19 protein-coding genes are annotated in these 20,580 nt (G+C 73.8%); 10 read left to right on the plus strand and 9 right to left on the minus strand.

All coding sequences use genetic code 11. The annotated features are described in order from the left end of the window. Positions 1-208 precede the first annotated feature (208 nt). Entirely contained in the window at positions 209-964 is a 756-nt protein-coding gene (locus ACYVDA_RS00495; RefSeq protein ID WP_460813686.1) for a hypothetical protein, read from the minus strand. Positions 965-1,115: 151 nt separating this feature from the next. Next, positions 1,116-2,111, minus strand: a complete 996-nt coding sequence (locus tag ACYVDA_RS00500; RefSeq protein ID WP_460813688.1) for a DMT family transporter — start codon at positions 2,109-2,111, stop codon at positions 1,116-1,118. Between the two features lie 39 nt (positions 2,112-2,150). Here ACYVDA_RS00500 and ACYVDA_RS00505 point away from each other — a divergent pair, with 39 nt between their 5' ends. From ACYVDA_RS00505 to ACYVDA_RS00520, 4 genes are all read left to right on the plus strand, one after another. Then, positions 2,151-2,642: an SRPBCC family protein gene (locus tag ACYVDA_RS00505; RefSeq protein WP_460813691.1), complete on the plus strand. Its 492-nt coding sequence runs from the start codon at positions 2,151-2,153 to the stop codon at positions 2,640-2,642. Beyond that, positions 2,639-2,851 (plus strand): hypervirulence associated TUDOR domain-containing protein, encoded by a 213-nt coding sequence (locus ACYVDA_RS00510; protein WP_460813693.1) that lies wholly within the window; start codon positions 2,639-2,641, stop codon positions 2,849-2,851. The genes ACYVDA_RS00505 and ACYVDA_RS00510 overlap by 4 nt, the downstream gene beginning before the upstream one ends. A 65-nt stretch (positions 2,852-2,916) precedes the next feature. After that, a complete protein-coding gene (locus tag ACYVDA_RS00515; RefSeq protein ID WP_460813695.1) occupies positions 2,917-3,330 on the plus strand; it encodes a hypothetical protein in 414 nt (137 codons plus the stop codon). Between the two features lie 137 nt (positions 3,331-3,467). Further along, on the plus strand, positions 3,468-5,087 hold the full coding sequence (locus tag ACYVDA_RS00520; protein WP_460813697.1) for an MFS transporter: 1,620 nt from the start codon (positions 3,468-3,470) through the stop codon (positions 5,085-5,087). 15 nt (positions 5,088-5,102) lie between these two features. Here the strand turns inward: ACYVDA_RS00520 and ACYVDA_RS00525 are convergent, their stop codons facing one another. Together ACYVDA_RS00525 and hisC are read right to left on the minus strand one after the other, a co-directional pair. Next, positions 5,103-6,059: a glutathione S-transferase family protein gene (locus ACYVDA_RS00525; RefSeq protein ID WP_460813700.1), complete on the minus strand. Its 957-nt coding sequence runs from the start codon at positions 6,057-6,059 to the stop codon at positions 5,103-5,105. 51 nt (positions 6,060-6,110) lie between these two features. Beyond that, positions 6,111-7,229 (minus strand): histidinol-phosphate transaminase, encoded by a 1,119-nt coding sequence (gene hisC / locus ACYVDA_RS00530; protein WP_460813703.1) that lies wholly within the window; start codon positions 7,227-7,229, stop codon positions 6,111-6,113. Between the two features lie 39 nt (positions 7,230-7,268). On the opposite strand from hisC, the gene ACYVDA_RS00535 reads away from it, so the two are divergent. The 6 genes from ACYVDA_RS00535 (at position 7,269) to ACYVDA_RS00560 (ending at position 12,789) form a co-directional block, all read left to right on the plus strand. Beyond that, positions 7,269-7,658, plus strand: coding sequence for a phage holin family protein (locus ACYVDA_RS00535; RefSeq protein ID WP_460813705.1), 390 nt, complete (start codon positions 7,269-7,271; stop codon positions 7,656-7,658). Further along, a complete protein-coding gene (locus ACYVDA_RS00540; protein ID WP_460813707.1) occupies positions 7,655-8,188 on the plus strand; it encodes a low molecular weight protein-tyrosine-phosphatase in 534 nt (177 codons plus the stop codon). The genes ACYVDA_RS00535 and ACYVDA_RS00540 overlap by 4 nt, the downstream gene beginning before the upstream one ends. A gap of 60 nt (positions 8,189-8,248) precedes the next feature. After that, positions 8,249-9,115, plus strand: coding sequence for a fructosamine kinase family protein (locus ACYVDA_RS00545; protein WP_460813710.1), 867 nt, complete (start codon positions 8,249-8,251; stop codon positions 9,113-9,115). A gap of 72 nt (positions 9,116-9,187) precedes the next feature. Further along, positions 9,188-9,901 (plus strand): response regulator transcription factor, encoded by a 714-nt coding sequence (locus ACYVDA_RS00550; RefSeq protein ID WP_460813714.1) that lies wholly within the window; start codon positions 9,188-9,190, stop codon positions 9,899-9,901. Next, positions 9,901-11,295 carry a sensor histidine kinase gene (locus ACYVDA_RS00555; RefSeq protein ID WP_460813717.1) on the plus strand — a complete coding sequence of 465 codons (1,395 nt, stop codon included), beginning with the start codon at positions 9,901-9,903 and terminating at the stop codon, positions 11,293-11,295. Before ACYVDA_RS00550 ends, ACYVDA_RS00555 begins: the two co-directional genes overlap by 1 nt. A 45-nt stretch (positions 11,296-11,340) precedes the next feature. After that, positions 11,341-12,789: a S1C family serine protease gene (locus ACYVDA_RS00560; protein WP_460813719.1), complete on the plus strand. Its 1,449-nt coding sequence runs from the start codon at positions 11,341-11,343 to the stop codon at positions 12,787-12,789. Positions 12,790-12,799: 10 nt separating this feature from the next. On the opposite strand, the gene ACYVDA_RS00565 is transcribed toward ACYVDA_RS00560, so the two are convergent. The 5 genes from ACYVDA_RS00565 to ACYVDA_RS00585 form a co-directional block, all read right to left on the minus strand. After that, the gene (locus tag ACYVDA_RS00565) at positions 12,800-14,734 is read right to left on the minus strand and encodes a chorismate-binding protein (RefSeq protein WP_460813721.1); all 1,935 of its coding nucleotides are present in this window, start codon (positions 14,732-14,734) and stop codon (positions 12,800-12,802) included. A gap of 23 nt (positions 14,735-14,757) precedes the next feature. Continuing rightward, positions 14,758-16,887: a HelD family protein gene (locus ACYVDA_RS00570; RefSeq protein WP_460813723.1), complete on the minus strand. Its 2,130-nt coding sequence runs from the start codon at positions 16,885-16,887 to the stop codon at positions 14,758-14,760. Between the two features lie 140 nt (positions 16,888-17,027). Then, complete coding sequence (locus ACYVDA_RS00575) at positions 17,028-18,446, minus strand: vWA domain-containing protein (protein ID WP_460813725.1); 1,419 nt, start codon at positions 18,444-18,446, stop codon at positions 17,028-17,030. Then, positions 18,443-19,339, minus strand: a complete 897-nt coding sequence (locus ACYVDA_RS00580; protein ID WP_460813727.1) for an AAA family ATPase — start codon at positions 19,337-19,339, stop codon at positions 18,443-18,445. The genes ACYVDA_RS00575 and ACYVDA_RS00580 overlap by 4 nt, the downstream gene beginning before the upstream one ends. Next, positions 19,336-20,562 (minus strand): MFS transporter, encoded by a 1,227-nt coding sequence (locus ACYVDA_RS00585; protein ID WP_460813729.1) that lies wholly within the window; start codon positions 20,560-20,562, stop codon positions 19,336-19,338. The genes ACYVDA_RS00580 and ACYVDA_RS00585 overlap by 4 nt, the downstream gene beginning before the upstream one ends. Positions 20,563-20,580: the final 18 nt, after the last annotated feature.

Genomic DNA, 20,580 nt, shown 5'->3' on the forward strand with positions numbered 1-20,580 from the left:
CCGCGTCAGCTGCGTCCTGGTGGGTGGGGGTCCGCAGGGGTGGCGCGGTGGTTCCCGACCCGGCCGTCCGGTGGCCCGCGGTGCTGCCGGGACTGCCTGTGACGTGGGACACAGGACGGTCCGGCCAAGGTAGCGGACGGCGCCGGGCCCCACCAATCGGGGGACCCGGCGCCGCCGGAGGAGGTGCTGCCCGGGAGCCGGGCGGTGCTCAGTACGCCGCGCGGTCCACCCGGGAGTGGTAGCGGCGACCGATCTTGCCGCCGATCATCGCGGCCAGCAGCGTCGTGACCAGCACGACCGCGACGGTGACCAGACCGGCGGTGGTGACCTGGTCGGTCGGGAACGGGATCCTGGGGGCGTTCACGCGGTCGAGCACGTTGTACTGCTGCCCCGCGACGACCCCGAGCACCGCGGCGGCGACCGTGACCAGGGTGCCGATCAGCCAGACCACGAAGCCCTGGCGGCCACCGTCGAAGCGCGACATCCGCCCGGCGACGTACCCGCCGGAGTAGTAGGCAACGAGCAGCACGACCAGCAGCACGATGGCCGTCACCAGCGTCACCGTGCCCGCGTCGCGTGCGGCCGAGGAGATCGTGATGCTGTTGGAGTAGCCGACCACGGTCGCGACGACGGCCAGCAGGCCGGTCAGCAGCGTGGCCATCCCGACGGCGACCAGCCAGCCGAAGAAGCCGGCGCCGACGTTGACGCCGCCGAACTTGTCGCGCGCCCGGGCCTCGTCGTACACGCGCTCGTCGCGGAGCGGCTCGTCGCGCTCGTCGCGGAAGTCCCGGTCGCGGCCGATGACGGGCTGGTGGCGGGTCCGGTCCGCGCTGTCGCCGGTGGTGTCGCCGCGGCCGATGGGGCCGGTCTGGTCGACGGCGTCGGGGCTCCCGGCACGGTCACCGAGTCCGCGGCGCTCGGGGTAGGGCGGCTCCTCGCGGGAGCCTCGTGGGTCTCGGGCCATGGTGTCCTCCGTGTACGGCGGCTGCACGGGCTGCAGCGGTGGGGCGGGGGCGGGGCACCCCGCGCCACCGAACCACACCCCGGTGCCAGAACCCGGCATTTGGGCCGGTTCTCCGGACCCTGTGCCCACGCTCACAGGCACCGCCGGAGGCTCAGCCCGTCGTGGCGGGCGGGACGGGCGTCGACCCCGGGGACGGTGCTGCCGGGCCACGGGTGGCCGCGGCCACGCCGAGGACGGTGACCACCAGCCCGACCAGCTCCCGCACGCCGAGGGTCTCCCCCAGGACCACCCAGGCCATCAGCGCGGTCACCGGGGGCATCAGGAAGAAGACGCTCGCGGCGGCACCCGCGCCCCGGGCGCGCACCAGGATCCCGAGCAGGCCCAGGCCCACGATCGAGTTCACGACGGCCACGTAGACCAGGGCGATGCCGGCGGCCACCGGGTCGTGGACGACCTGACCGACGTCGGTGCCCTCCAGGAGCACCGCGAGCACGAGCAGCGGCGGGGCGGCCACGCCGAACTGGATGGCCGCGGACCACAGCGGGTCGGGGGCGTGCCCGATCCAGCGCTGGCCGAGCGTGCCCAGGGAGAGCCCGAGGACGCTGACGACGCCGAGCCCGATCCCCACCAGGCCCCCGGCCTGGTCGACGTCGGGCCCGAGCACCAGGAGCACCCCGGCGACGCCGACCACGAAGCCCACGACCTGGAGCCGGGAGAGCCGCTCGCGCAGGAGCACCGCCGCCAGCACCGCGGTGAGCACCGGGCTCAGGGAGTGCAGCAGCGAGCCCAGCGTGGCCCCCATGCCGCGGTCGAAGGCGAGGTACATCGCGCCGAACTGGACGCCGTTCAGCACCAGGCCCGACCCGGCGATGCGCCAGAAGTCCGCGCGCGAGACCCGCAGGGGTCCCCGCAGGACGCGAGCCAGGACCAGGGCCACGCCGGCCGCCAGCACGAAGCGCACCGCGAGCAGCATCAACGGCGCCATCGCGCGCACGCCGTAGGGCCCGGCGATGTAGCCCGAGGACCAGACCACGACGAAGGCGGCGGCCGGGACGAGCGGCAGGTGCCGGGAGCCGACCGGGGCACTGGTGCCCGGCGTGCCCGTCGCGCCAGCGGTCGTCGGGCCGGTCGTCGGGGGCGTCGTCATCGTCAGGCACGCTAACCCACGTCTGCTTGACTCGGCCCCGTGAGCGACAGCAGCGGCCCCCGCGTCATCTCCGACAGCATCGAGGTGGACGCGCCCCCGGCGACCGTGTTCGCGATCCTCGCCGACCCGCGCCAGCACGCCCGCATCGATGGGTCGGGCTCGGTGCGGGGCCACGTCCGCGGCCCCGACCGCCTGGACGCGAAGGGCGACACCTTCGGCATGGACATGAAGCTGTTCGGGCTGCCCTACAAGATCCGCAACACCGTGGTCGAGCTCGAGCCCGACCGCCGGATCGCGTGGCGGCACTTCGGCGGCCACCGCTGGCGCTACGTCCTCGAGCCCCACGGGGACGGCACCCGGGTGACCGAGTCGTTCGACTACAGCCGCTACGGCCTGGTCCCGCGGCTGGTCGTCGAGCTCGCCGGCTTCCCCGCCCGCAACCGCGCCGGCATCGCCGGCACCCTGGTCAAGCTCAAGCAGGCCGCCGAGGCCGACACCACCGGCACCACCCACGAGGAGACAGCACGATGAGCATCCGCACCGGCAGCGAGGTCAGCTGGAAGTGGGGCCAGAACACGGCCTCCGGCAAGGTCACCGAGATCCACAGGGACAAGGTGACCCGCACCATCAAGGGCAGCGAGATCACCCGCAACGGCAGCGACGACGACCCGGCGTACGAGATCGAGCAGGAGGGCGGCACCCAGGTCCTCAAGCTCAGGAGCGAGCTCCAGGAGGACTGAGCGCGCGTCCACCGGGACGCCGCGGGGGCTGACGGCTGTCCGTGCCGCGGGCTAGCGTGCCCAGGGTGAGACGCGCGCCCCACGAGAACGTCGCCACCGTGCTGGTGGACCCTCGTGCCCTGGCCGAGCTCGAGCTCGACCTGATGGCGCTGGACCTGCGGGTCTGGCCGGTGCGCACGGCCCCCATCTGCGAGGACGGCCCCCGCGCTGCCTTCCAGCTGCGGCGCCGCCTGCTCACCGCCCAGCGCGGCGCGTGGGACCTGGCCGAGCACTGGGTGCCGGTCTGGATCGCGTTCGGCGCCTCCTGGAGGGTCGACGACGAGCCGCTGCCGTGGTCGGCCCACGTCGCGCTGTGGGACGCCCTGGCCGCCCGGCCCGACGAGGTCCGCTTCCACCGTCGGCTCGGCGGCGTGGCCCGTCTCGCGCTCGCGGCCGGGCTCGACGAGGTCCCCCTCGAGGCCGACGACCCCGGTCGCTGACCCGACACCACCCGTCCTGCCCCCGTCCCGTCACCCGTCCCGTCACCCGTCCTGCCACCCGTCCTGTCGGTGCGGGTCGCTAGCCTCGCGGGGATCGGCCCCACCCGGGCCACCGTCGTCCGGAGGACGCCTTCACCATGGCCACCGACAGCACCACCCCCACCCAGCACGACGCGGAAGCCCGGAGCGCGGGGCGCGACCCGAAGTGGTGGACCCTCGCCGCGGTCTGCACGGGCGTCTTCATGCTCCTGCTCGACGTCACCATCGTGAACGTCGCCCTCCCCGACATCCAGCGCGAGCTCGGCGCCTCGCTCTCGGACCTGCAGTGGGTGATCGACGCCTACGCCCTGAGCCTGGCCGCCCTGCTGCTGACGGCCGGCTCGCTGGCCGACCTGTTCGGACGCCGCCGCGTCTTCGTGATCGGCGTCGTGCTGTTCACCGTGGGCTCGATCGCGTGCGGCGCCGCCCAGGACATCACCCTGCTGACCGTGTCCCGCGCCTTCCAGGGCATCGGCGGGGCCGCCATGTTCGCGACCGCGCTGGCCCTGCTCGCCGGCGCCTTCCACAGCAAGGACCGCGGGGTCGCCTTCGGCGTCTTCGGCGCGATCACCGGTGTGGCCGTCGCGGTCGGCCCGGTGCTCGGCGGGGTGCTCACCAGCGGGCTCTCGTGGCGGTGGATCTTCTTCGTCAACGTGCCCCTGTGCCTGGTGGCCATCGCGGTCAGCCTGACCAAGGTGGTCGAGTCCAAGGACCCGCGCGCGGGTCGCCCGGACTGGATCGGGTTCGTGACCTTCTCCCTCGCCCTGGGCGCCCTGGTCTACGGCCTGATCGAGGCCGGCCAGACCAGCTGGGGCGAGCAGCGCGTCGTGCTCTGCCTGGTCGCCTCGGCGGTGCTGCTGGCGCTGTTCGTGACCAGCCAGCTGCTCCAGTCCCAGCCGATGTTCGACCTCTCCCTGCTGCGCAAGCCGACCTTCACCGGTGGGCTGTTCGCCGCCTTCGGGGTCTCCAGCTCGATCTTCGCGCTGCTGGCCTTCCTGGTCATCTACCTCCAGAACGTCCTCGACTACTCCGCGGTCGCCACCGGCATGCGGCTGCTGTTCCTCTCCGGCGCCTCCTTCTTCGCCGCCGCGCTGGCCGGGCGGCTCACCGAGCGGGTGCCGGTCAAGTGGCTGATCGCCCCCGGGTTCCTCGTCCTGGCCGTCGGCCTGCTGCTGATGCTCGGGATCCAGGTCGACTCCTCGTGGACCCACCTGATCCCCGGCCTCACCCTCGCCGGCATCGGCATCGGCCTGATCAACCCGCCGCTGGCCTCGACCGCGGTCGGCGTGGTGCCCGTCGAGCGCTCCGGCATGGCCAGCGGCGCCAACTCGACCTTCCGCCAGGTCGGCATCGCCACCGGCATCGCCGCCCTGGGCTCGATCTTCAGCCACCAGGTGACGGACGCGGCCCGGCCGGCGCTGGCCGGCAAGGTGCCCGACCAGGCGCTGACCGGGCTGCTCGCCGCGCTGTCGGGCGGCCAGGTCAACGCCGCTGCCGCGGGCGCGAAGGCGGGCGCCGAGCAGGGCGGCGGCACGGCGGCCGGCCGGTCGGCGTACGAGCTGGTGACGCGGGTGGGGACCAGCTCGGTCGTCGACGCGCTCAACCACCTGATCCTGATCGCGGCCGTGATCGCGCTGGTCGCGGGCGCGCTCAGCCTGGTGCTCATCCGCCAGAAGGACTTCGTGGTGCGGGGCGGGGGTCGGCCGCCGGCCGAGTAGGTCGGGCCAGTCGGGTCAGCCGACTGACTCCCGGCCGTGGGGGGTGTGCCAGGAGTCCCGCTCGGGGCCCTTCGGCACGATCCCGGTCGGGTTCACGTCGGTGTGGACCTTGTAGTAGTGAGCCTTGATCTGGTCGAAGTCGATGGTCTCCCCGAAGCCGGGGGTCTGGAAGAGGTCGCGGGCGTAGGCCCACAGGTGCGGCATCTCGGTGAGCTTGTTGCGGTTGCACTTGAAGTGGCCGTGGTAGACCGCGTCGAAGCGGGCCAGCGTCGTGAACAGGCGTATGTCGGCCTCGGTGATCGTGTCGCCCATCAGGTAGCGCCGGTCGGCGAGCCGCTCCTCGAGCCAGTCCATCGCGGTCCACAGCCGGTCGTAGGCGTCCTCGTAGGCCTCCTGGGAGCCGGCGAACCCGCAGCGGTAGACGCCGTTGTTGACCTCGGTGAACACCCGCTTCATCACCGCCTCCATCTCCTCGCGGACCTCGGCCGGCCACAGGTCCGGGGCGCCGTCGCGGTGGTGCTCGCGCCACTCGAAGAAGAAGTCGTGGGTGATCGCGGGGAAGTCGTTGGTGACGACCTGGCCCGACGGCACGTCGACGATCGCGGGCACGGTGATGCCGCGCGGGTAGTCGGGGTAGCGCGCGAGGTAGGCCTGCTGGATGCGCTCGATGCCCAGCACCGGGTCGACGCCGCCCTCGTCGAGGTCGAAGGTCCAGCTGCGGGCGTCGTGGGTGGGGCCGCACAGGCCGAGCGAGATCACGTCCTCCAGCCCGAGCAGCCTGCGCACGATGATGGCCCGGTTGGCCCAGGGGCACGCCTTGGCCGCGACCAGGCGGTAGCGGCCCGGCTCGACCGGCCACTGCCGCGGCTCGACCCCGGCCTCGGGGTCGCGCACGATCCGATCCGGGATGTAGTTCATGTCCCGGTCGAAGGAGCCCTGCTCGACGTACGTCCCGGTCTCGGAGTCACCCATGGCGACACCCTGCCGCACCCGGTCAAACCCCGGGGCCCCCGGGCTCTCGCCTCAGCGCACCCAGGCGGCGGTGACGCCGAGGAGGAGGTCGTTGGCGGCCGTCTCGCCGATGCTGACCCGCACGCCTTCGCCGGCGAAGGGACGCACGCTCAGGCCCGCCTCGGCCGCGGCGGCCACGAACTCGCCGGTGCGCTCGCCCAGCGGGAGCCAGACGAAGTTGCCCTGGGGGTCGGGGAAGGTCCAGCCCTGGTCGTGCAGGCCGGCGACGATGCGGTCCCGCTCGGCGACCAGCGCGTCGACCCGCTCCAGCAGGGCGACCTCGGCCTCCAGGGAGGCGACGGCCGCGGCCTGGGCGACGGTCGAGACGCCGAACGGCAGCGCGCAGGCGCGCACGGCGCCCGCGACCTCCTCGGTGGCCACCAGGTAGCCGACCCGGAAGCCGGCCAGCCCGTAGGCCTTGGCGAAGGTGCGCATCACCGCGACGTTGGCGTGCTCCGCGGCCAGCGCGAGGGCGTCGACGGGGTCCTCGCCGCGCACGAACTCGCGGTAGGCCTCGTCCACCACGACCAGGACGTGCGACGGCACGCGCCGCAGGAAGTCGCGGAGCTCGGTGTCGGTGACCGACGGTCCGGTCGGGTTGTTGGGGGTGCAGACCAGGACGACCCGGGTGCGGTCGGTGACGGCCGCGGCCATCGCGTCGAGGTCGTGGCGGCCCTCCGCGTCGACGGGCACGTTCACCGCGACGGCCCCGTTGGCCGCGATCGCGATCGGGTAGGCCTCGAAGGAGCGCCAGGCCAGGACGACCTCGTCCCCGGGCTCGCAGAACGCCTGGAGCAGGTGGTAGAGCACGGCGACCGAGCCGGTGCCCGCGGCCAGCTGCTCGGGACGCACGCCGAGCCGCTCGGCCAGGGCGGCGTACAGGGTCGCGTTGCCCATGTCGGGGTAGCGGTTCATCACCCGCACCGCGGCCTCCGCCGCCTCGACCACGCCGGGCAGCGGCGGGTAGGGGTTCTCGTTGGAGGACAGCTTGTAGACCTGCTGCCCGGGCCGGGCGACCGGCGGCTTGCCCGCGACGTACGCCGGGATCGCGCGGATCGTCTCCCGCGCCACCGGCCGGCCAGCCTGATCAGGCTGGTCAGGGTGCTCGGACTGCTGCTGGGGCTCGCTCACGCGGACCACCCTAGGCCCCGGCCCGCCTAGGCTGGGCGCATGAAGCTGCTGGTCTGGTTGGTCGTCAACGCCCTCGCCCTCGGGGCCGCGGTGTGGCTGTTCGCGGGGATCACCCTGCGGCAGGGCACCGACGCCCAGGTGCTCCTGGAGCTGCTCGTGGTCGGGGCGGTCTTCGGTGCCGTGACCGCGGTGGTTCGCCCCGTGGTCCGCTTCCTCTCGCTCCCGCTGATCGTGCTCACGCTGGGTCTCGCGCTGCTGGTGATCAACGCCCTGATGCTGCTGCTGACCAGCGCGATCTCGGGCTCGCTCGGCCTGGGCTTCCACGTGGACGGCTTCTGGACCGCGCTGGGCGGCTCGATCGTGATCTCGCTGGCCTCGATGGTCCTGCACGCCGTCCTGCCCGACCCCGACCGTCCACGCCGCCGGTGACGGGCACCTCCGAGGGCGCCGACGACCGGGTCCGGCCGCCGGCACCGCGCGGCACGACGTACGCCGTGGGGTTCGTCTGCCTGGGCAACATCTGCCGCTCCCCGATGGCCGACGTCGTGATGAGCCGGCTGGTGGACGAGGCGGGTCTGGGCGACCGCGTCCGGGTCAGCAGCTGCGGCACCGGCCCGTGGCACGTCGGCGAGCCGATCGACCGGCGGGCGGGGGCCGAGCTGGCCGCCGCGGGGTACGACGCCTCCGCGCACCGCGGGCAGCAGCTGGACCGCAGCTGGCTCGGCCTCGACCTGCTGCTGGCGATGGACGAGGACAACCTCGCCGGCGTCCGTGGTCTGGGCGCCGACCCGGACCGGGCCCGCCTGTTCCGCTCCTTCGACCCGCTGGTGGCCGAGGACGAGCCGGTGCCCGACGTGCCGGACCCCTACTACGGCGGCGACGAGGGCTTCCGCGCGGTGCTGGCGATGGTCGAGCGCACCTGCGCGCGCCTCCTGGACGGTCTCCGGCAGGTCGTCTGAGCCTGGTCGTGCCCTGGGCGTGCCCTGGTCTCGCGCGGCTCCGCCGGGCACAGTGGAGTGGTGGCACGGGCGCGGACCATCGCCGAGCGGGTCGAGCAGCTGCTCGGCCGGGCCGTGGTCGCCACGACACCGGTCGCGGGCGGCGACATCTGCACGGCCACCCGCCTGCGCCTGAGCGACGGGACCTCCGCGCTGGCCAAGACCAGGCCCGGCGCCCCCGCGGGGTTCTTCGAGGCCGAGGCCCGCGGCCTGCGGTGGTTGGCCGACCCCGGGGTCGCCGAGGTCGCCCGGGTCCTGGCCGTCGAGCCCGACTGCCTGGTCCTGGAGTGGGTCGAGCCGTCCCGCCCCACGCCCGAGGTGGCCGCGGGACTGGGCCGCTCGCTGGCCCGGCTGCACGCCGCCGGGGCACCCGCCTTCGGGGCCGAGGAGGACGGCTTCGTCGGGTCGCTGCCGCTGCCGAACCGCGTGTCGTCGACCCGGATCACGTGGCCGGAGTTCTACGCCGTGCGCCGGGTGCTGCCCTACCTGAAGCTGGCCCGCGACCGCGAGCGCATGGACGCCCGCGACGCCCGGACCGTCGAGGCCCTGGTCGGACGGCTCACCGCCGTGGCCGGGCCCGAGGAGCCACCCGCCCGGCTGCACGGCGACCTCTGGTCGGGCAACGTGGTGTGGGCCGCGGACCGGGCGGTGCTGATCGACCCCGCCGCCCACGGCGGCCACCGCGAGACCGACCTGGCCCTCCTCGCCCTCTTCGGCGCACCGCACCTGCCGCGCGTCCTGGAGGCGTACGCCGACGTCGCCCCGCTCGCCGACGGCTGGCGCGAGCGGCAGCCGCTGCACCAGGTCTTCCCCCTGCTCGTGCACGCCGCGATGTTCGGCGGTGGCTACGGCCGCCGCGCCGCCGAGGCGGCCGCGCGGGTGGGGTGAGGCGACGGACCCGCCGGGCGAGGTCCGCCGGATCTCAGCCGCCGCTCAGGGCAGGGTGGCACCCTGAACCCCGTGAGCACCGAGACCCAGCCCGCCGCACGCCAGCACGTCCTGGTGGTCGAGGACGACCGTGCCGTGCGTGAGTCGCTGCGCCGCTCCCTGGAGTTCAACGGCTACCAGGTCTCGACCGCCTCCGACGGGGCCGAGGCGCTGGCCGGGATCAGCGGCATCAACCCCGACGCCGTCGTGATGGACGTGATGATGCCGCGCCTGGACGGGCTGGAGACCACCCGCGCGCTGCGCAAGGTCGGCAACAGCGTGCCGATCCTGGTCCTCACCGCTCGCGACGCCGTGGGCGACCGCGTGGAGGGCCTCGACGCCGGCGCCGACGACTACCTGTCCAAGCCGTTCGCGCTCGAGGAGCTGCTGGCCCGCCTGCGCGCGCTGCTGCGCCGGGTCTCCCCCGAGCAGGGCTCGGCCGACGAGCAGCTGGGCTTCGCCGACCTCAGCATGGACCTGGCCTCGCGGGAGGTGCGGCGCGGCACCCGCCTGATCGAGCTGACCCGCACCGAGTTCAACCTGCTCGAGCTGTTCCTGCGCCGCCCGCGCCGGGTGCTGGAGCGGTCCTTCATCCTCGAGGAGGTGTGGGGCTTCGACTTCCCCACGACCGCCAACAGCCTGGAGGTCTACGTCGGCTACCTGCGTCGCAAGACCGAGGCCGAGGGTGAGCCGCGCCTGATCCACACCGTGCGCGGCGTCGGGTACGTCCTGCGCGAGATGGCGTGATGCTCGCCGACCGGTTCCGCTACCGCCGCTCGCTGGCCAGCCGCGTCACGCTGCTGACCACGATGGCGGTCGGCCTGGCGGTCACCGGCGTGGCGTTCGCGGCGTACGCCACGGTGCGGATGCAGAGCCTGGACAGCGTCGACACCTCGCTCCACCAGCGCGCGACCGTCGCGGCCGCCTCGGCGACGCAGGACGCGATGGCGGGCAACGCGATCCCGCCGTGGGCGGTGGGGGCGACCGACACCAAGATCCTCTACGTCAACGGGGTCACCGGCAACGTGATGGGTGACCTCGCCAACAAGGCCACCGCGGACCAGGTCGGCTCCCCCGAGCTCCGCGTGGCCCAGGGCCGGCTCGCGTGGTCGGCCCGGACGGTGAGCGTGCGCGGTGCCCGCGTGCGGGTCGTCGCCGTGCCCGCCGACCGCCAGGGCGCCCTGGTCCTGGCCCAGTCGCTGGAGCCCACCGAGCGGATGCTCGACCGGTTGGGACTGGTGATGCTGCTGTTCGGCGTCGCCGGCATGATCACCGCCGGCCTGGCCGGCTGGGCCGTGGCCCGCAACGGGCTGCGGCCCGTGCGGCGCCTGACCAACGCCGTGGAGGACATCGCCCGCACCGAGCGCCTCGACCCGATCCCGATCGAGGGCCGCGACGAGGTCGCCCGCCTGGCGATGGCCTTCAACTCGATGCTGACCGCCCTCTCGGCCTCCCAGGCCCGTCAGCGCCAGCTGGTCGCCGACGCCGGCCACGAGCTGCGCACCCCGCTGACCTCGCTGCGCACCAACCTGGACCTGCTGGCCCAGGCCGACGCCTCGACCCACCTGTCCGCGGAGTCGCGGCGCGAGCTGCTCGACGACGTGCGCGGCCAGATCGCGGAGATGACCCAGCTGATCGGCGACCTGGTCGAGCTCGCCCGCGAGGAGCCGGCCACCCCCTCGGTCGAGCCGGTCGAGCTCGCGGCGGTGGTCTCCCAGGCCGTCACCCGCGTGCGGCGGCGCGCGACCAGCGTCGACTTCGAGGTCCGCAGCGAGCCCTGGTGGGTGACCGGCGACCCCTCGGCCCTGGAGCGCGCGATCACCAACCTGCTCGACAACGCGGCCAAGTGGAGCCCGCCCGGCGGCACCGTCACCGTCGAGCTGCACCAGGGCGTCGTGCGCGTCGCCGACCAGGGCCCCGGCATCACCGAGAAGGACCTGCCGCACGTCTTCGACCGCTTCTACCGCTCGCCGGAGTCGCGCACGATGCCCGGCTCGGGGCTCGGGCTGTCGATCGTCAAGGCGGTGGCCGACCGGCACGGCGGCTCCGTGCGGGCCGGGCTGACCGACGCCGGCGGGGCGTGCTTCTGGTTCCAGGTGCCCGGGGCGATGGCCCCGCCCGAGGTTTTGGCGCGGTCGTAGCCCGCTCCTAGAGCCCTCTCAGGTTCTCCACACAGACTGGTGCCCATGGACGACCAGGACCGACGCCCCGACCAGCACGACGACACCGCTCCCCTCGGGCCCACGGGACCGTACGCCGGCCAGCCGGGCCAGTCAGGCCAGTCAGGCCAGTCCCGTCCCCAGGGCGACGCCGGTCCCGAGCACACCCGGCCGATCCCGTCCTACCCCTACGGCCCCGGCAATCAAGGGGGCAACCAGGGCGGCAACCAGGGCGGTCAGAACCCCCAGGGGCCCTTCGGCTTCGGCGCGACGCCGTGGCAGCCGGCGTACCCCCCGGCCCAGGAGAAGCGCTCCGGCGGGCGACGCGGCCTGACCGCGGGCGTCCTGGTCGGCGCGCTCCTGCTCGGCGGCGCGGCGGGCGTCGGCGGGGCCGCCGCCTTCACCGCCCTCCACGACGACCAGGCGTCGTCCACGAGCAGCGGCTCGGGGCCGTTCACCTCGACCGGCACGCCGGCGGTCAAGGACGGCACGATCGAGAAGGTCTCGCGCTCGGTGCTGCCCTCGGTGGTCAAGGTCAACGTCACCGGCTCGACCGGGTCGGGGTCGGGCTCGGGCATCATCTTGACCAAGGACGGCGAGATCCTGACCAACAACCACGTCGTCGACGGGGTCGGGAGCAACGGCGCCATCACGGTCAACTTCAACGACGGCACCACCCGCAAGGCCACCGTGGTCGGCACCGACCCGGTCACCGACGTCGCCGTCATCAAGGTGCCCGGCGTGAGCGACCTGACCCCGGCGCCGCTGGGCAAGTCCAGCGACCTCGCGGTCGGGCAGACGGTCGTCGCCGTGGGGTCGCCGTACGGCCTGAACGCGACGGTGACCTCCGGCATCGTCAGCGCGCTGAACCGGCCGGTCTCGGTCGCGACCTCGGAGCAGCCCTCGAACCCGTTCGGCCAGCAGGGCGGCCAGGGGACGCAGGGCTCGCAGGACCTGGGCACGACGTACCCCGCCATCCAGACCGACGCCGCGATCAACCCCGGCAACTCCGGCGGCGCGCTGGTGGACCTCTCGGGCCGCGTGGTCGGCATCAACTCCTCGATCCGCACGGCCGGCAGCAGCGACACCAGCGGTGACACCGGCGGCTCGATCGGCCTCGGGTTCGCGATCCCGATCGACGAGGTCCTCCCGATCGTCAACCAGATCACCGGCGGCCAGAAGCCCACGCACGCCCGCCTCGGCGTGTCGGTCGCCGACACGGCCGCGTCGGCGGCCAGCCAGGGCGCCCAGCTGAAGAGCATCGAGGGCGGCAGCGCCGGGTCCAAGGCGGGCCTGCAGGACGGCGACGTCATCACCAAGGTCGACGACGAGGTCATCACCGGCTCGGAGTCCCTGGTCGCCACCGTCCGCGGCCACCGCCCGGGCGACAAGGTGACGATCACCTACCAGCGCGGCGGCAAGACCGCGACCACGACGGCCACCCTCGGCTCCGACGCGGGCACCAAGACCTCCTGAGGAGGGCGCCTCAGCCCAGCAGGTCGAGCAGCAGCTGGCGCAGCAGGGCGAAGCCGTTCTCGGTCAGGATCGACTCGGCGTGGAACTGCACGCCGCGGAAGGTCGGCCCCGCCACCAGGTGGATGTCACCGGTGGCCGGGTCGGCCTCGACGCGCACCCCCTCGGGCAGCCGCGCGCCGGGGTCCTCGCCGGCGCCGACCTCGCCGCCGACGCGTCCCACGAAGGTGTTGTAGAACCCGACCCGCTCCTGGCGCCCGTCGATCTCGACCTGCGACTGGGTGCCCTGGAAGACGATGTCCTTGAAGGCCAGGTCGATGCCGAGCCGGTCGCACAGCACCTGGTGGCCCAGGCAGACGGCCAGGAACGGCTGGTCGGAGGCGAGCAGGTGGTCGACGGCCCGCCGGTAGGTCGCGATCTTGGGGCTGTCGCCGTCGCGCGGGTCACCGGGGCCGGGGCCCACGACGACGAGGTCGACGTCGTCGAAGCACCCCTCGGCGTACTCCTCGTGGCGGACGACCCGGGAGCTCATCCCGAGCACGGAGAACACGTGGGCGAGCATGTTCACGAAGTCGTCCTCGCCGTGGAGGATGCCGATCGTGCGGCCCGCGAGCGAGGGCGCCGGCGGGGCGCCGGCCTGGTCGGTGAGCCAGAACCGCGCCAGGCGCTGGTTGCGGCTGGCCAGGGCGATCAGCACGTCCTCGTCGGTGGTGAGCTCGGCCATCGCCGTGGGCCCGCCGGCCGCCGCGGGGACGAGCCCGAAGGCCGCGAGGATGCCGCCGGCCTTGGCGTGGGTCTCGGCGACCTCGCCGAGGGGGTCGGAGTCGCGGACCAGGGTCGCGCCGGCCGAGACCTTGAGGGCGCCCGACGGGCTGACGTCGGCGGTGCGGATCACGATGGGCGAGTCGGCCGTCGGGGCGCCGTCGGCGTCGCGACCGAACAGCGCGAGGGCGCCCGCGTAGTAGCCGCGGCCCTCGGTCTCGTACTGCTGGATCAACCGGCAGGCGTTCTCGACCGGCGCGCCGGTGACCGTGGCGGCGAACATCGTGTCGCGCAGGACGTCGCGGACGTCGAGGCGGGTGCGGCCCGCCAGGAGGTACTCCGTGTGCACCAGGTGCGTCATGGGTTTGAGGAACGGTCCGAGGACCTGGCCACCCTCGTGGCAGACCTCGCACATCATCTTGAGCTCCTCGTCGACGACCATGAAGAGCTCGTAGATCTCCTTCTCGTCGGCCAGGAACTCCAGCAGCCGCTGCTTGCGCTCGGCCGGGCTGAGGTCGCCGAGACCGCGCAGGCGGAACGTGCCCGAGATCGGGTTCATCCGCACGTCGCCGCCGTGCACGCTGACGTGGCGCTCGGGCGAGGCGCCGACCAGGAACCGGTCGCCGGTCCAGAAGCAGTAGGTCCAGTAGGCACCGCGCTCCCCGGTGAGGAGGCGGCGCAGCACGGTGAGCGCCTGGTCGGGGCCCCACTCGCGCAGCTGGGCGCGGTAGTGCCGGCCGACGACGAGGTTGGCGCCCTCGCCGCGCCCGATCTCCTCGTCGATGATGCGCTGGACCACCCGGGCGTAGTCGTCGTCGCTGGTCTCGAAGCCACCCTCGTCGTCGAAGGCGACCTCGACGTCGGGCAGCGCCGCGAGCAGCTCCTCGAGCGGCACCTCCCGCTCGGTCGCGATCTCGACGACCGCCAGCGGGGTGCCGTCGTCGTGGGCGGGGAAGCCACGCTCGGCGACCTGGCGGAAGGGCACGGCGACCAGCCGGTCGAACCGCCGCCCCGCCTCGGGCACACCCTCCTCGAGCGGGATGTCGCGCAGCGTGTCGTGGTGGCTCAGCGGCCCGCCCACCAGCGTGACCGTGCCGCTGTCGCGGAGCCGGACCACCGCCCAGGCCTCGTGTCCCAGCAGCTCCTCGAGGGCGGCGTGGGCGGTGAGGGGAGCGGGGTCGGTCATGCGCGCACGCTACTAGGCGGCGTTCAGGGGGTGAGGGTGACCATCCGCTGGGTGGCGCGGGTGTAGACGACGTACAGGGTCGCGCGGCCGGCCGGGGCCTCGTCCTCGATCTCCTGGGGCGCGACGACCACGATGCCGTCGAACTCCAGGCCCTTGGTGTCCAGACCCGTGAGCACGACCACGCGGCTGTCGGGGGTGCCGGACTCGTCGGCGACCTCGGGCCAGGAGGCGACCCAGCGGGAGACCTCGCCGACCCGGGCCACGGGCACGACGACCCCGACCGTGCCCTCGAGCGAGCCCGCCATCGCCAGCAGGTGCTCGCGCACCGCCGCCTCGAGGTCGTCGACCCGGAGCTCCAGCGGCGCCTCGCCGGTGGAGCGGACGGCGTCGGGCAGGTCGGCGTCGAGGCCGACCCGACGGGCGTAGTCGGCAGCGAACTCGTAGATCTCCGAGGAGTTGCGGTAGTTGGTCGAGAGGTGGAACTCGTGGCGCCTCTTGTCCCCGATCGCCGCCTCGCGCGCCGCGCGGGACTCCTCCGGCACCGGCCAGGACGACTGCGCCGGGTCACCGACGATGGTCCAGGTGGCCGTGCGACCGCGCCGACCGACCATCCGCCACTGCATCGGGGTGAGGTCCTGCGCCTCGTCGACCAGGACGTGGGCGAAGCCGTCGTCCTCGACCCGGTTGGTGGGGGGCGTCCAGCCGCGCGGGCCGGCGTACTCCCGGTCGGCGGCGGTGACGACCTCCTGCATCGCGGCGTCCTCCACCGCCAGCCACTCGTCGTCGACCGACCCGGTCGCGACCTTCGGGGGGTCGCCCAGCAGGTAGCGGAGCTCGTCGAGCAGCGCGACGTCCTCGATCGAGAGGCTGTCGCCCCACGACTTCGACAGCAACCGGACGGCCTCGTCGCCCAGCAGCCCCTCGCTCACACGACCCAGGAGCTCGGGGTCGCGCAGCCAGCCCAGCACGGTCGCCGCGTCCAGCACCGGCCAGAAGCCGGCGGCGAACTCCAGGAAGCGGTCGTCGGTGCGCATCTCCTCGGAGAACTCCTCCTTGGTGCGCTCCCGGGCGCGGTCGCCGCGGACCTGGCGCCACATGGCGTCGATCAGCGTGGAGGCGACCTTGGTCGTCGACCGGTTGCGCGGGCCCATGGAGAGCAGCTGGCGGCGCACGTTGCCCAGCTCGCGCGGGCCCAGCGTGATGACGTCGTCGCGGTAGAACACCCGGAACTCCCGCGGCGCGTCGGGCACGGCCTGGTGCGACGCGCGGCGCAGCACCTCGGCCATCACCGCCGCCCCCTTGACCTCCGCCACGGCCGGGTCGTCGCGACGGGTGGCGCGCACGCCGTCCACGACCTCGCCGAGCGAGCGCAGCGCCACGGCCGTCTCGCCCAGGGAGGGCAGCACCCGCTCGATGTAGCGCATGAAGACGCCCGAGGGCCCGACGATCAGCACCCCGCCGGTCTCGTAGCGACGACGCTCGCCGTAGAGCAGGAAGGCGACGCGGTGCAGCGCGACCACGGTCTTGCCGGTGCCCGGGCCGCCGCTGATCAGCACCGCACCCTTGTTGGGCGCGCGGATCGCGCGGTCCTGCTCGGCCTGGATCGTGGCCACGATGGAGTGCATCGAGCGGTCGCGCGCGCGGGAGAGCTGCGCCATCAGGGCGCCCTCGCCGACGATCGGCAGCTCGGTGGCGGCCTCGGTGTCGAGCAGGTCGTCCTCGACGCCGAGGACGGTGACGCCGCGCGACCGCAGGATCCGACGGCGTACGACGCCCCGCGGGTCGGCCTGGGTCGCCTGGTAGAACAGCGCGGCCGCGGGGGCCCGCCAGTCGACCAGCAGCACGTCGTAGTCGTCGTCGCGCAGCCCGATGCGACCGATGTAGCGGGGCGCGGCGCTGACCTCCTCGCGCAGGTCGAGCCGCCCGAAGACCAGACCCTCGTGGGCGGCGTCGAGCGTGGCCATCCGGCGCGCGGCCTGGAAGACCATCGCGTCCCGCTCGACCAGGCCGCCCTCGTTGCCGATGCGACCGCGCTCGAGGCCCTCCTTCTCCAGGGCCTGGGCGCTGGCCGCCGCCTTGTCGAGCTGGGCGTAGACGGTGTCGACGTACGCCTGCTCGCGCGCGACCTCCCGCGCGACCACGTCCTCGTTCAACGCTGCTCGTCCTCCATCACGCACGTGTCGGGTCGGTCACCCGAACGCTCAACTCTACTCGTGGTGGCTGGGCCGCCCGACGGACGGCTCGCGATCGGGACCGATCCAGGCTAGGTGAGCGCGGTGCCCGTCGGCGCCGATCAGGCCAGGTCGTGGACGAACTCGCCGAGCTGGGTCAGGTTGCGGCACTCGACCATCGAGAACACCTGCCCGTACTCCCGAGCGGCGCTGTCGCCGGTGTTCCAGCTGCGGACGTGCTCGGGGTTGAGCCACCAGGAGTGCCGCGCCGCGTGGACCAGCTCGCGCGCGACCGGCAGGGCCAGGTCGCTGTGGTTGGAGCGGGCGTCGCCCAGGACCAGCAGGTTGGTGCGCGGGGTCAGCGCGTCGGCGTGGGACTCGGCGAAGCGGGTCAGCGCACGCCCGTAGTTGGTGCGCCCCCACAGGCTCGCGTAGCGGGCGCTGGCGGCCAGCTCGGCCATCGTCTGCGCGGGGTCGGCGCCGGCCACGAACCGGTCGGTGACCTCGTGGACGTCGTCGACGAAGGTGAACGCGCGCACCCGGTCGAACTGCTCGCGCAGGGCGAAGACCAGCATCAGGGTGAAGCTCGCGAAGCTCGAGACCGAGCCGCTGACGTCGCACAGCACCACCAGGTCGGGACGGCCCGGACGACGCGGCTTGTGGTGGGTCTCCAACGGCACGCCCCCGCTCGACATCGAGGCGCGCACGGTGCGGCGGAAGTCCAGCGGCCCGCGGTCGCGGCGGTGCTGCTCGCGCACCAGCCGGCTGGCCAGGCGGCGCGCCAGCGGCTGGATCTCGCGGCGCATCAGCTCCAGGTCGGCCTTGCGCGCGGAGGTGAAGTCGATCTGCTCGATGGCCGGCCGCACGGTGTGCTTGGCGAGGTGCTCGGGGCCGCGGACCTCGGCGGCGCGTCGGCGTACCTCGGAGTCCACGAGGTCCTCGAAGCGCCGCACCTGCGCCTCGACCAGGCGCCGCAGCGACGGGTCCTCGCCCCAGGCCTCGTCACCCAGCAGCCCGCGCAGCGCTCGCTCGACGAGCTCGTCCGGGGACACCCGGTTGACCACGTTGTACGCCGACCAGCGCTGCTCCCCCGGCCCGCGCCCGCGGATCAGCCCGAACCGCTGGACCCCCTCGCGGGCCAGCTCGGCCAGCACGTCGGGGTCGCCCATCGCCACGGCCGTCGTGAGCGCCTCGCGGAAGTCGGCCAGCGCCTGCGGCGAGTCGCGGCCGATCAGGTCCTCGGTCGGGTCGGGCGACTCCTCGCCCCCCGCGGGCTCGTCGTCGTCGGGCAGCCCGTCCCCCGGGCGCGTCCCGTCGCCGACGAGCGCGGGCCAGTAGAGGTCGAAGACCTGGTCGAAGCCCGGCCGGTGGCTCTGGCGCTTGACCAGCGTCGCGGCGTACGCCGCCCGCAGCGTCTCGCGCTCACCGAGCCCCAGCGCGCCGACCGCCCCCACCGCGTCCAGCCCCTCGGCCAGCGAGACCGGGAGCCCGGCGTCGCGCAGCGCCTGGACGAAGGCGAGGTGGCGGTCGAGGAGGGTCACGGCTTCTTCGCGCGCAGGCGGAGCTCGCGGATCGCCCGCTCGTGGTCGCTGGCGTGCTTGAGCACGACGCCGAGGGTCCGGTCGATGGCCGCCGCGTCGAGGGTGCCGGTGCCGAGCGCGACCAGCGTGCGGGCCCAGTCGATGGTCTCCGCGATCGAGGGCGCCTTGCGCAGCTCCAGGGCGCGCAGCCGCACCACCGCCTCGACGATCTCAACGGCCAGGCGGTCCTCCACCTCGGGCACCTGGGAGAGCACGATCTCCTTCTCGCGCTCGGCCTCGGGGTAGTCGATGTGCAGGAACAGGCATCGTCGCTTGATCGCCTCGGACAGCTCGCGGGTGGCGTTGGAGGTCAGCACGACCAGCGGCCGGCGGGTCGAGGTGATCGTGCCCAGCTCGGGGATGGTCACCTGGAAGTCGCTGAGCACCTCGAGCAGCAGGCCCTCGACCTCGACGTCGGTCTTGTCGACCTCGTCGATCAGCAGCACGGTCGGGCCCTCGCGCCGGATCGCGGTCAGCAGCGGCCGGGTGAGCAGGAACTCCTCGGTGAAGATGTCGTCGTGGGTCTCGTCCCAGGACTCGTCGCCCGCCGACTGAATCCGGAGCAGCTGCTTCTTGTAGTTCCACTCGTAGAGCGCCCGGGCCTCGTCGAGCCCCTCGTAGCACTGCAGGCGCACCAGCTCGGCTCCCGCGGCCCGTGCGACGGCCTTGGCCAGCTCGGTCTTGCCCACGCCGGCCGGGCCCTCGACCAGCAGCGGCTTGCCCAGCGCGCCGGCCAGGAACGCGGTCGTGGCGGTCGGGGTGTCGGCCAGGTAGCCCACGGCCGCGAGCTGCTTCTCGGCGTCGGCCGGGGAGTCGAACCAGGGGCTGGCGGTCTCGGCTGCGGGGGTCGTCACGGCTGCCAGTGTGCCGCAGGCAGGCGCACGACGAGCAGACCGGCACCCACGACGGCGGCCACGGTGCCGGCGACGACCAGGGGCAGCGCGCCGGACCCGCCGCCGACGCCCCAGGCAAGGCCCGCCCAGACCCCGGCCACGAGCACGCCGGCCCCCAGGACGCCCTGGAAGAGGCCCTGCCCGGTGCCCTGGGTGCCCGCGGGGAGGAGGCCCGAGACCCACGCCTTGCCGACCCCGTCGGTCAGGCCCGTGTAGGCGCCGTACCCCGCAAGCAGCAGCCAGGCGGCGAGGTGGTCCTCGGTCAGCCCGAGTCCGGCGTACACGACGGCGAAGACGAGCAGGCCGACCGCGAAGACGGTCTGGGGCCGCAGCCGGTCGGCCAGCACGCCGGCGGGGTAGGAGAGCGCGGTATAGACGAGGTTGTAGCCGACGTAGGCCAGGATCACCTGGGGGGTCGAGAAGCCGATGTCGTGCAGCCGCAGCAGCAGGAGCGCGTCCGGGAAGTTGACCAGGCTGAACACCCCCAGCACCCCCACCACGCTCCAGAACGGGCGCCCCAGGGGCGCCGTCGGGCTCGCCTCCGCCGGTCGGGCAGGGCGCTCCGGTGCCCGTCGTCGAGACCCCTCGGCGCCACCCGCCCGCGCCGGCTCCTTGAGCGCGTAGACCAGGAGCGCGGACAGCACCGCGGGCACCACCGCGATCCACAGCAGCGGTCGCAGGTGGTGGTCGAGCAGCTCGTAGCCCGCGAGCCCGATCAGCGGCCCGATCACCGCCCCGGCGGTGTCGGCCGAGCGGTGGAAGCCGAACGCACGACCCCGCTGCTCGGGCGGGATCCCGACCACCAGGAGCGCGTCGCGGGGCGCTCCGCGCACGCCCTTGCCCAGCCGGTCCACGACCCGGCCCGCCAGCACCACCGGCCAGGCCCCGGCCAGCGCGATCACGACCTTGCCGACCGCGGCCAGCCCGTAGCCCAGCCCCACCAGCGGCACCTTGCGCCAGCGGTCGGAGAAGCGGCCCGCCAGCACCTTGGTCACGGCCGCGACGCCCTCGGCGATCCCCTCGATGGCGCCGACCACGGCGGCCGGCGCCCCGAGCACGGTCGTCAGCAGGATCGGCATGATCGGGTAGAGCAGCTCCGACGCGGCGTCCTGCAGCAGCGACACCAGCGACACGATCTTCAGGTTGCGGGTCAGCCAGGGACGGCGTACGGCGGGGTCGCTCACGGCGACATCATCACCCCG

This window comes from Nocardioides korecus (assembly GCF_054778395.1).

What these genes read in the sequence shown, in the direction of transcription:
- ACYVDA_RS00495 (WP_460813686.1), bottom strand. Translation starts at nt 964, where the DNA reads ATGGCCCGAGACCCACGAGGCTCCCGCGAGGAGCCGCCCTACCCCGAG.
- ACYVDA_RS00500 (WP_460813688.1), bottom strand. Translation starts at nt 2,111, where the DNA reads ATGACGACGCCCCCGACGACCGGCCCGACGACCGCTGGCGCGACGGGC.
- ACYVDA_RS00510 (WP_460813693.1), top strand. Translation starts at nt 2,639, where the DNA reads ATGAGCATCCGCACCGGCAGCGAGGTCAGCTGGAAGTGGGGCCAGAAC.
- ACYVDA_RS00520 (WP_460813697.1), top strand. Translation starts at nt 3,468, where the DNA reads ATGGCCACCGACAGCACCACCCCCACCCAGCACGACGCGGAAGCCCGG.
- ACYVDA_RS00525 (WP_460813700.1), bottom strand. Translation starts at nt 6,059, where the DNA reads ATGGGTGACTCCGAGACCGGGACGTACGTCGAGCAGGGCTCCTTCGAC.
- ACYVDA_RS00535 (WP_460813705.1), top strand. Translation starts at nt 7,269, where the DNA reads ATGAAGCTGCTGGTCTGGTTGGTCGTCAACGCCCTCGCCCTCGGGGCC.
- ACYVDA_RS00555 (WP_460813717.1), top strand. Translation starts at nt 9,901, where the DNA reads ATGCTCGCCGACCGGTTCCGCTACCGCCGCTCGCTGGCCAGCCGCGTC.
- ACYVDA_RS00560 (WP_460813719.1), top strand. Translation starts at nt 11,341, where the DNA reads ATGGACGACCAGGACCGACGCCCCGACCAGCACGACGACACCGCTCCC.
- ACYVDA_RS00565 (WP_460813721.1), bottom strand. Translation starts at nt 14,734, where the DNA reads ATGACCGACCCCGCTCCCCTCACCGCCCACGCCGCCCTCGAGGAGCTG.